We start from the raw sequence: 2713 nt of genomic DNA, 5'->3' as shown, positions 1-2713 counted from the left end.
CCTACTGGAGATGACCAATAGTTATACCAGTAAGGACTTGCCGTTCCTTCCTGTCGTCGCAATATTTTACCATCTGCAGAGGTTACTAAATCACTGTTTACGGTTTGTATGAGTTGTGAGTCGCCCTCTAAATCTAAGGTGCCATTAAGCTCTAAATACCAACTGTTTTCAACTTGATTATCGCCTTGAACAGTTAAAGATTTGTCTGAATCTATAATCAATCCTATATTTTTTATGGTATGGCTCGCGGTTACATCATTAGCTATTTTCACAATACTCCAGTCTTTATTACTCGAAGTATTTTCAATATCCCATACATCCCCATGTAACCAAGTGGATTGTGTAGTCCAACTTCCATCTGCTATAGTTTCATAAGGCATAGGTGCTGTTTGATCTTGAATACTTGTGATATTACGTAATTTTGTGATTCTATTACTTAAAGAAAAATCTTGTGTGCGCTGATAAGATACAATATCACTCATAGGGTAATAAGCTATTAAATTTGACCACGAAATAGTATTACCAGATGTAATATCAACAATATCTTTGTTTATGATTGTTCCTTTTACATTTCCAGAATTATTTTCTATTTCTTGATAAACAATTCGTTGTATTTGATTATCAGTTAACAAGGTGTCAAATACTCTAACTTCATCAATATCTCCTTTAAAGTACTCTAGGTCCCCTGTAGTCTTGGATAATCTTCCAACTTCAAACTTTCCATTACTTAACCCTGAATTTTGGATAGGATTTCCTGTAGATAATGTATCAAAAGAATTTTCAAGTTCTCCATCGACATAGATTTTCATAATCCCTGTAACATCAGAAAATGTGCCGGCAACATGATGCCACTCATCTAAATTTATTGCACTCGCAGAAACTATATTTTTTACAATACCGTTTGTAGAAATTGCAAATGATGGAATGTTACCGTTTTGCAGAAATAAAGAACATCCTATATCTTCTCCCGCAATTGTCATGGTTGTTATATTTCCAACATCAGACTTAACCCAGGCCATAAGAGTTACTTCGCTTTCGCCTTCAATAAATTTATCTGTCGTTAAATAATCATCAACACCATCAAAATCTAAAGTAGATCGCTCGATAAATGGTGAAACCTCAATATTACCACCGCAATTTTCCAATATATCAGTCGTGGCAGCTGGGACATTAACAGCAAAAACAATATCTACTTCTTCTACACAAGAACCACACACAACATCAAAACCTCCACCATCATCCATATCCAAGAATAAATGTCCGGTTATACTTGCCCCAGAAGAAAGTTCGGCATGTTCTTTAACAATTAATAAAGAGTCTACGTCATTTCCAACTATTTGGTCATTAGCTAAAGATAAATTAGTAAGAACTAAAGTATCATTATTATAAAATATAGAGCCATTAACACTTAAAGTCCCATCTATTATGATTAAACCATCGTTGGTAAAATCTCCATTTAAACTAATATTTTGATGCACATAAACAGAACAGTAGTTTTCCAGACCACTACCACCTGTTCCGGTTATAGATCCGTAGGTTTCAAATAAGCCACAATTTTTTAATGTATTATTTATACCTGAATCTCCTTGTACTTCTAAAAAGGAATCTTCAAAATTAACAATCATAGCAGATCCCGAAATACCTAAATCTCCAGTAATATACATATCACCTTTATTATGAATGGCTGTACTTCCGCCAGGAGAAAAATCATGAGGATATGTAAATGTACTTGAATAATCTAAATAAATATTTGTTGAACTAAAGGAAGTATTATTTGGAAAACTAATATCGCCTTCAATTATTAATGTTGATCCATTATTAAATCCGTTTATTGAACCGGAATAAGTTGCACCAGGTCCGACATAAAGTGTGCCTTTAATTAACGCGAAATTATCAGCGTTATTAGCTAAAATACAAATTGATTGTCCTGCACTATTACCACTTGGTGCACTAATTGGATTACCCGACGAGTCTTCCCAACCCGATCCTGTATAGGTATAGGTACAAGTTGAAGGCACACCAGGTGAATTAAAAGTAATTCCAGAACAAGTTTGCCCGTTAGTTATAAAAGCGTATAACAAACACAATATTGTAAGACCAATTCGTAAAGTAGGTTTCATTAAGTTATAATTCAGATTTGGTTATCTTAATCATTAAATATTTATACAAAAAATGAATACTTGAGGGGAGTAAACAGTAATAAACTAACCACATTCATGGTTTACAATGAATTAATAATGCAATAATAGTGATTAATTTAATAAAATTATAATTTTTTATCGATTAAATGTATAATTTTTACGATTAAATGTAATTTATTGATGATTACTATTAATCATAAGTGATTATTAAACTAATTAATAACAATCTTTTTATTTAAAACTTCACCAGATTCTGTTCGTAAACAAACTATATAGGTGCCTGTTGCCATAGTATCAAAGCGTATTCCGTTTTCTAAACTTGTTTTAGATACGTTTTGTAATTCCATTATGCGTTGGCCTCGCATATTTATTAACGCTAGGTTTTTAACTTCTGCGTTTAACTTCTTAGCATAAAACGTGTTGGTGTTATGCTGATAATACATGAAATTATCGGTCGCTAATGTTTCTTCAGTACTCAAGCTTTGTTGCTCGCTTTGGAATACAATCTCAAATCTATCATTAAAGATACCTTGTGCCGATGAAAAACTATAGGCTGCATCTTGTCTTAAATC

At 32.7% G+C, this 2713-nt stretch carries 2 protein-coding genes; both read right to left on the bottom strand.

The features are described 5' to 3' along the window. Positions 1 to 2120: LamG domain-containing protein (locus tag BUA46_RS14950; RefSeq protein WP_143148165.1), on the bottom strand; the 2120-nt coding region annotated here is incomplete at its 3' end. A gap of 233 nt (positions 2121 to 2353) precedes the next feature. Continuing rightward, the coding region (locus BUA46_RS14945) for a T9SS type A sorting domain-containing protein (protein WP_143148164.1) at positions 2354 to 2713 on the bottom strand (360 nt) is incomplete at its 5' end.

The organism is Algibacter luteus, assembly GCF_900141715.1.
GTDB classification, from domain to species: Bacteria; Bacteroidota; Bacteroidia; order Flavobacteriales; family Flavobacteriaceae; genus Arenitalea; species Arenitalea lutea.
This window is presented reverse-complemented; position numbering and strand designations above follow the sequence as displayed.